A 7,463-nucleotide genomic window follows, 5' to 3' on the forward strand; every position below is an offset into this window, starting at 1 on the left:
AAATAAAAAGCCTCCTAAGGTTAATATTTAGTCATTTTTAGTTACAATTTTAATATTTTTATCCCGGTTCCTTCTCTACCCACTCCCCCTTTGTAGACTTTTGTTGAAAAATGTTATATCATATCTATTAGCTAAATTTTTAAATAAGAGTGAGGTGTTTAATTGTGGAAGAAAACATAGTACAATCTGTTACTGAAAATGTTGAGAAAATCAGTAATATGCCTTTAGATATTTTAACTGAAAAGTTTTTAAATTGGATTACAACTTTCGGAGCTAAACTTGTTATAGGTTTACTTGTTATATTTATAGGTTTAAAAATTATAAAAAAGGTTGTAAAACACTTTACAACTTTTCTACAGAAGAAATCTGTTGATGTAACTCTTACTAAGTTTTTGCATGCATTTGCTGAAGTAACATTAAAAGCATTCCTATTTTTAATAATACTTGGATATTGGGATGTTCAATTAACAGGACTTGCTGCATTAGTGGCTTCTGGAGGGGTTGCTATTGGTTTAGCTCTTCAAGGAAGTTTATCAAACTTTGCAGGAGGTTTTATTATACTTTTAATCAGACCTTTTAAAGTTGGTGACTATATAGAAACAGGAATTTATCAAGGAAGTGTTGAAGAAATTGGTTTATTCTATACTAAACTTACAACTGTAGATAATAAGTTGATATTAATTCCTAATGGAGCTTTATCAAATGGTAGTTTAGTTAACTACTCTGCTAAGGAAAAACGAAGAGTTGATTTAACTTTTAGTGTTAGTTATGACAATGATGTAAATCATGTTAAAGATGTTTTAATTGATATTATAAAAAAACAAAATTTTATCTTATCTGATCCCTCTTACTTTGTAGGTATAACTGCCCATGGAGCTAGCTCTATAGATTTTACAGTTAGAGTATGGTGTAAAGCTGAACATTACTGGGATATTCACGGTAGTTTATTAGAGGAAGTTAAAATAAGGTTTGATAAGGAAGATATCAGTATCCCTTATCCTCAAATGGATGTGCATATAAAGAAATAAGATAATGTGAATTAAACATTTTTTATTTTTATGTAAAGATTTTGTTTTAATCTCAATATAATATATTTACGGATTATGATATAATCCGTAATAAAATTTTGAAGTTTTTTCCACACTATTAATAGGAGCTTGATTATTAAAGCAATTGCTTTAATAATCAAGCTCCTATTTTTATTTCAAAATTAATATAATAAAGCCAATAGTCCATGGTATTTAGCAGTTTTTCCTTTCTACTACAAATGGTTTAATATCCATTTCAGCTTCATTATTATCATAGAAAATTTATTATTTTTTAACTACAATTATCTTCTGATTTTTTACATTCTTAATTTTTATTATTAAGCAATATTTTAAGCTTTTCTAATCCTGGTACCAATATAACTCCAACAGCAAAGAATAATATACTAAATGTTTCAATCCTCATTGGTGGTTTTGGTGTTTCCAAAGATGTAGGCCCCATTATAACTGCATATATAGACCCTATCATAAGCCCTGTAATACAGTATATAGTTTGGGATCTATATGTTTTAAGTAAATATCGTACAATTCTTACTGTCACTAATATCCCAACTAACACACCGCAACTAAATATTACTATCCCTAGTAAATAGTCAAAATTAAACTTTATAACATTTTTTATAGCTCCTAGTATAGGTACATATAGTCCAAATATTAAAAGTATTGTAGACCCTGATATCCCTGGTAGAACCATTGCTGATATAGCAATCATACCTGATATAAATATATATAGTATAAGTGGTAAGTTTAGATTTTCTGATTTAACAGAAAAGCTATAATCACTTCCTGTTGCGGGGTTAAAGTATGTCATTAAACATACGGTTACTATCCCTAATACTAAAAATATTATCCCTTTTTTATTTTCTTTTAGTATTTTTTTCTCTGATTTAATTATTAAAGGAACAGATGCTATTATAAACCCTAGAAATAATGAGTTTATTTTGTATATGTTTTTTTCAAATATGGATGTTATAAATAGTACAGATAGTATAAACCCTACAACCCATCCAATTCCTATTTTTGATAGAAATTTCAATCCTTTTATTCTATATTCTTTGTTGCCTGATATTAAATGGTTTAATGAGTTTACAAATTGATCGTAAAACCCTAGTATAAATGCTACTGTTCCACCTGATACTCCTGGTACGCTATCAGCTAGTGCCATGCAAAATCCTCTTATAAAGTTTAATGTATACACTTTCTCCTCCTTAAAATTAAAATATACATTATATCATAACGTAACTTTCATAATACTTCTTTTTAGCTTTATATTCTATATTAATATAAAATAATGTAAGCGTCAAAGAATTGACGTGCAAAATAAATATTTATGTTTTTCATTTTTATGTAAAGGTTTTATTTTAATCTCCGTATAATGTATTTGAGGGTTATGCCATTGACCCTTCATCAAAGGTTTTTGAAATCTTTTTTCCGCATTATTAACATGAGCCTGATTGTTAAAGTACTAACTTTGATAATCAGGCTCATATTATTTTAAACAAAAGTCTCTTATCCTTATTAATTCTCTAATTTATTTATCTTATATCCTTTTTCCTCTAATTGTTTTAATATGCTATCTTTTCCAAAGTAGTGCAATGTCCCAACTGCTACAGCATATCTGTTATCTCCTTGCGCTAATTTATCAATTTCATTAGCCATATTTATATTTCTATTTTTACTCAACTTTTCATGTAGTTCTTTATCTGCTTTTCTCAAATCTTCAGATCTTTTTTCCATATACTCTGAATCACCTTTTATGAATGCATTTCCAATTTCCTCCATGCTTTGTTCCCCTTTATCCACTAAATCTGGTTTATACTCAGCTAAGAAAGCTTTAAGGTCACCAGTTAATTCATATAATAATTTATAATGATCCTCTACATTTTCAAGTCCTACTATGTTTTTCTTATTAGTATCATAAATTTCTTGTAACCATTGATCTGAGCTATATGTAAATCCACCCTGTTCTTCTTGTTTTTCTTCAATATATGCTGAAAAGCCTTCAGAACTTAGATACTTCACTTCATTGTACTCAATGTTAAAATCTTTTAAAACCTTATTAAGTTTAACTTGCTCTTCTTTAGTTAATAAATCTTTTAATTCGCCTTTTTCTAGATACAGGTTTTCTTTGCCTATCTGCTGGCCTTTTTCTAATACTTTTTCATCATTTAAGTTTACTTCTAGTGCCAGTGCATCCGTATTATCTAAAACTTTCTCCATTGCTGAATTTAAATAATTTATATTTCCTTTTGCCGGATGTAATGTTCCGATTAAGTAAACTACTTTTTCGTCTTTTTTTGCTTCCCAAAAAAATCCCTTTGCCTTGTCTTTTTGTATATATATTTTTTTATTTTAAATTGAATTTATTACATAAAGTATTTTATGAACTTAACGCAAAAAAGGTATATACACTTTCTCAGACTTTAAGTCTTTTGTAAAATGTATATACCCTATGCTTTTAAACATTGTTATAATAATTGTAATTATATTTAACATCAAAATCTTCAATATTATAATATTTCATTTTTTCTTTAATTTTTTTCTTATTCTCATTACTTTCCATTATGTTTATAGTCTTTAAAATACCATCTGCTATATTTTCAAATTGATCAAACGGTATACCTGCTGCTAACTCATCATTTAACCATCCAGCTCTATGCCTTGTTCCAATACACAAAGCTGAAATATTTAAGTCTTTAACTACAAACGGACGAGCAGTACACTCTAAGCAAATAGCTTGATTTCCAACAAAGTTTATGTTTTTAGCTATCCCATAATGATATGAATATCCTTGTACCAACCTCATAATATTATACGGATTAGTTACTATAATAATAATATCTGGTTTTTCTTCAAATGTTTCTATCGGTTGAGCTATAATTCCATAAATTTTATCATTCTTATAAGCTAGATTTTCTCTTACATACTTGCTAATTTTTTTATCTTTATATAGTCCAAGCCTTGTCCAGTTTTCTCCATTAGAGTTTTCCATATCTAAAGAGTTGATTCCAAGTACCTTTACTCCACTTTTACATGCTATTAATTTTTCATTTAATTTAACTTTATATCCACAAGTTGCACTTTTAATCATCCCACAATAGTTCATGGGATTTTTAGGCATAATAGCATCTGTATTTTCAAATTCAATCTTTGACTGTATAAATTTAACCCCAACTATTTTTCTTTTTAATTCTAATGACGCATATATAATCTCTATTGATTTCTTCCAATTTTCACACATATATTTTCACTTATTCCTTTACTTCACTATCATCTTTATAAAAAGTAAAAACTCCTGGTAATTCTCCATCTATTTCTTTTTGAACAGATTCAACTTTTAAACAAGAGGCAAAATCTTTTGCCCATTTAGTTTTGGCATTTTCTTTCTTAACAATTGGACCCATAGGACAATTTATAGATTCTTCATCTCTTATAATATAAGATTTTGGATCTTTTCCAGCATTATTCATATGCGTAAAAAATACTAAAGCTCCGTCCATATCTTCTAAACTTCTAACTGTCTGTGCTTGTTCCATATCTACTATATTAACTTTTTTTGGATTCTCTATGATATCAGCTATAGTGTAGGCTCCTGTATCCTTATTAGATAATTTAATCAGTCCTGATTTTTGTAATACTCTTAATCCAATATCCATATTCATTGCATCATTCATAATAGCTATAGTTGCTCCATTTGGGAATTGTTCTACAGAATCATATTTTTCTGAATACAATCCTATACCTGTGTAGTAACCATATGGTTTTACCATTTCTAAATCCCCATTGTTATTTTCATCAAAGCTTTTTACAAATTTAATATGTTGCCCTAATGCAATATCTACATCTCCATTATTACAAGCTTCTAAAACTACTGGATTTGAATCAAAACAAATAAATTCTGTTTTGTAACCCATTTTTTCAAACTCTTTATTCATTGCTTCATAAGATATTTGAGAAATTTCAGTTCCTCCAACTTTAATTACCTTATCTTTACTTTCTTTTTTATCATTACTGCATGCTACTAATGGTAAGCACAAAACAATACTCAATATAGCTAAAATCATTTTTTTTAATTTAGTTTTATTCATTCTATATACCCCTTCATTGTAAATATTTATATAATTTATTTCCTATACCTTGAATAATTGCTACAAATATTAATAAAATAGCAACTACGAAATACATAATCGCATCATCGAATCTTTGGTATCCATATGTAAGTGCTACAGCTCCTAATCCACCTGCCCCAACAGCACCGGCAATTGATGTTACATTCAACATATTAATCAAAAGTATAGTTAAATTTGATACTAATGTTGGCAATGCTTCAACAATCATAACCTTTAAAATAATTTGCCAGTTTTTTAAACCTAAAGACTTTGCCATTTTTATAACTTGTTTATCAACAGTTTGCAATGAATTTTGAGTCATTCTCGCTGCAAATGGAGTACAGGCTACTGTAATAGTAAAAATTGCAGCATTAGCCCCAATAGTTGTGCCAACTATAATTCTGGTAAGAGGCATAAGAGCTACAATTAATATTAAAACTGGAAAGGATCTAATGATATCTATTGTTTTATTGATTATTGAATTAATTATTTTGTTTGGATTCAGCCCATCATGATCTGTAATAACTATTACTATCCCTAAAAAAATTCCAAAGGTAATAGATAGTATAGCTGAGAAAAACATTATTTTAAGTGTAACAATTATTGATGGAATTATTATGTTAGGAAGATATTTAAATAGTCTCGTATTTGTAAACATAACTACCTCCCTCTATTTTCAATTATTTTAAATAAAATGTTTTTACTTTTTAAATAGTTTGTTATAACACATAAATCTTCTTTAACTAAATTTATAGTTATATTGCATATTTTACCTGAAACAGAATTATAAAATTTAGCATCAACTATAGATATTTTATTTTCTGATACTTTAACTAGATCACATAAAATAGGCATATTTACTGTATCTGACAATAAATTAAAACTCAAATTGACTCCTTCTTCAGGAAGTTCTATTTCTTCTTTTCCTAATAACCTCTGTAATGATTTAGGCTTATTAAGGAACATTTCTGTTACATATCCACAATCTGAAATATTTCCATCTTCTAAAATAGCCATTCTTTCACATATATTTTGTATTACTTGCATTTCATGAGTAACAAAAACTACTGTTAACCCAATCTCTTTATGGATTTGTTTTATTAATTCTAAAATGGATAAAGTTGTTTTTGGATCAAGCGCAGAAGTCGACTCATCAGACAAAAGGTATTTAGGCTCTAAGGCTAGTGCTCTTGCAATACACACCCTCTGTCTTTGACCTCCACTTAACTCATCAGGTCTTGAATTTAATTTATTTTCTATTCCGACCATTTCAGCTAGCTTATATACTCTATCCTTTATATACCCCCTGTCATATCCCCAACATTCTAATGGTAATGAAATATTTTGAAATACATCTTTTCTTTTTAATAATGAAGCATTTTGAAATACAACGCCAATATTCTTTCTCATATCTCTAAGTTCACTTGAACTCAAACTTTCTATTTTAATTCCATCCACTAATATAGATCCATTTTGGTATTCATCTATCCCATTTATACAATTTAGTATAGTTGATTTTCCAGCTCCACTAGCTCCAACTAATCCAAAAATTTCTCCGCTATTGATAGTTAGATTTATATTTTTTAATATTTCATTTTCTCCATATTTCTTGCTTAAGTTTTTTATTTCTATCATTTTCGATTTATCATCCCATCATTTTTATCAATTATAATACAAAGTTGCTTTATAATTATAACATTTAGTAAATATTCCCTTTTATAGTTATTTTCTATATATACCTTCACTTATATAGATTATCTTTATATTAAATTATTTTTTTACATAAAAAAGTTCATAGATTATAATCCATGAACTTTTTTCAAACTTTTATTTTAATGTTAGAGCTATTCCAGCAGTTTTGCTTAAATCATATTCATCACTTTTTCCATTGTCTTTGTATGGATGCATATACCTAACTTCAAACTCTATGCCATCTGCTTTATATATAACTGCTGTTACCCCAACTTCACTTTCATAAGTTCTATCAATCTCTTCTACCCCTTCTGGCAAAATTCCTTTTACATATTCTAGAGAACCTTCCATGCTACGCTGTATAGGCTCTGATTCACTACTATATGATGCTGCAGATAATTTTTGTTCCAATTCTTGTATATTGATTTCTTTTAAATCTTCATCTTCTTGATTTTCAATTTCATTTTCTTTTGCTGTTTCTTGAATATCTTCTACAGTTTTATGTGACTTACTACACCCTACCGTAAATATAAATAATACTAATAATATCCCTATACTAGTCAATCTTACATTCATATAATTTTCCCCTCGATTGTTAATTTTTTTATTTTTATAT

8 protein-coding genes are annotated in these 7,463 nt (G+C 27.9%); 1 reads left to right on the forward strand and 7 read right to left on the reverse strand.

Annotation, left to right across the window (positions count from 1 at the left end):
- The first annotated feature begins 164 nt into the window (after nucleotides 1-164).
- The gene (locus VN21_RS10580) at nucleotides 165-1,028 is read left to right on the forward strand and encodes a mechanosensitive ion channel family protein (protein WP_332840871.1); all 864 of its coding nucleotides are present in this window, start codon (nucleotides 165-167) and stop codon (nucleotides 1,026-1,028) included.
- Nucleotides 1,029-1,353: 325 nt separating this feature from the next.
- On the opposite strand, the gene VN21_RS10585 is transcribed toward VN21_RS10580, so the two are convergent.
- The 7 genes from VN21_RS10585 to VN21_RS10615 form a co-directional block, all read right to left on the reverse strand.
- Nucleotides 1,354-2,244 (reverse strand): DUF368 domain-containing protein, encoded by an 891-nt coding sequence (locus VN21_RS10585; protein WP_046823242.1) that lies wholly within the window; start codon nucleotides 2,242-2,244, stop codon nucleotides 1,354-1,356.
- A 320-nt stretch (nucleotides 2,245-2,564) separates the two neighbouring features.
- Entirely contained in the window at nucleotides 2,565-3,389 is an 825-nt protein-coding gene (locus tag VN21_RS10590; protein WP_084822077.1) for a TraB/GumN family protein, read from the reverse strand.
- 115 nt (nucleotides 3,390-3,504) lie between these two features.
- The gene (locus VN21_RS10595; protein ID WP_046823244.1) at nucleotides 3,505-4,287 is read right to left on the reverse strand and encodes a DUF169 domain-containing protein; all 783 of its coding nucleotides are present in this window, start codon (nucleotides 4,285-4,287) and stop codon (nucleotides 3,505-3,507) included.
- A 10-nt stretch (nucleotides 4,288-4,297) separates the two neighbouring features.
- Nucleotides 4,298-5,134, reverse strand: coding sequence for a MetQ/NlpA family ABC transporter substrate-binding protein (locus tag VN21_RS10600; protein WP_046823245.1), 837 nt, complete (start codon nucleotides 5,132-5,134; stop codon nucleotides 4,298-4,300).
- A gap of 13 nt (nucleotides 5,135-5,147) precedes the next feature.
- Entirely contained in the window at nucleotides 5,148-5,813 is a 666-nt protein-coding gene (locus VN21_RS10605; RefSeq protein ID WP_046823246.1) for a methionine ABC transporter permease, read from the reverse strand.
- A 2-nt stretch (nucleotides 5,814-5,815) separates the two neighbouring features.
- Complete coding sequence (locus VN21_RS10610) at nucleotides 5,816-6,790, reverse strand: methionine ABC transporter ATP-binding protein (RefSeq protein ID WP_046823247.1); 975 nt, start codon at nucleotides 6,788-6,790, stop codon at nucleotides 5,816-5,818.
- Between the two features lie 192 nt (nucleotides 6,791-6,982).
- Nucleotides 6,983-7,423 (reverse strand): hypothetical protein, encoded by a 441-nt coding sequence (locus tag VN21_RS10615; protein WP_046823248.1) that lies wholly within the window; start codon nucleotides 7,421-7,423, stop codon nucleotides 6,983-6,985.
- Between the last annotated feature and the right edge of the window lie 40 nt (nucleotides 7,424-7,463).

It is taken from the genome of Paraclostridium benzoelyticum, assembly GCF_001006285.1.
Classification (GTDB): domain Bacteria; phylum Bacillota; class Clostridia; order Peptostreptococcales; family Peptostreptococcaceae; genus Paraclostridium; species Paraclostridium benzoelyticum.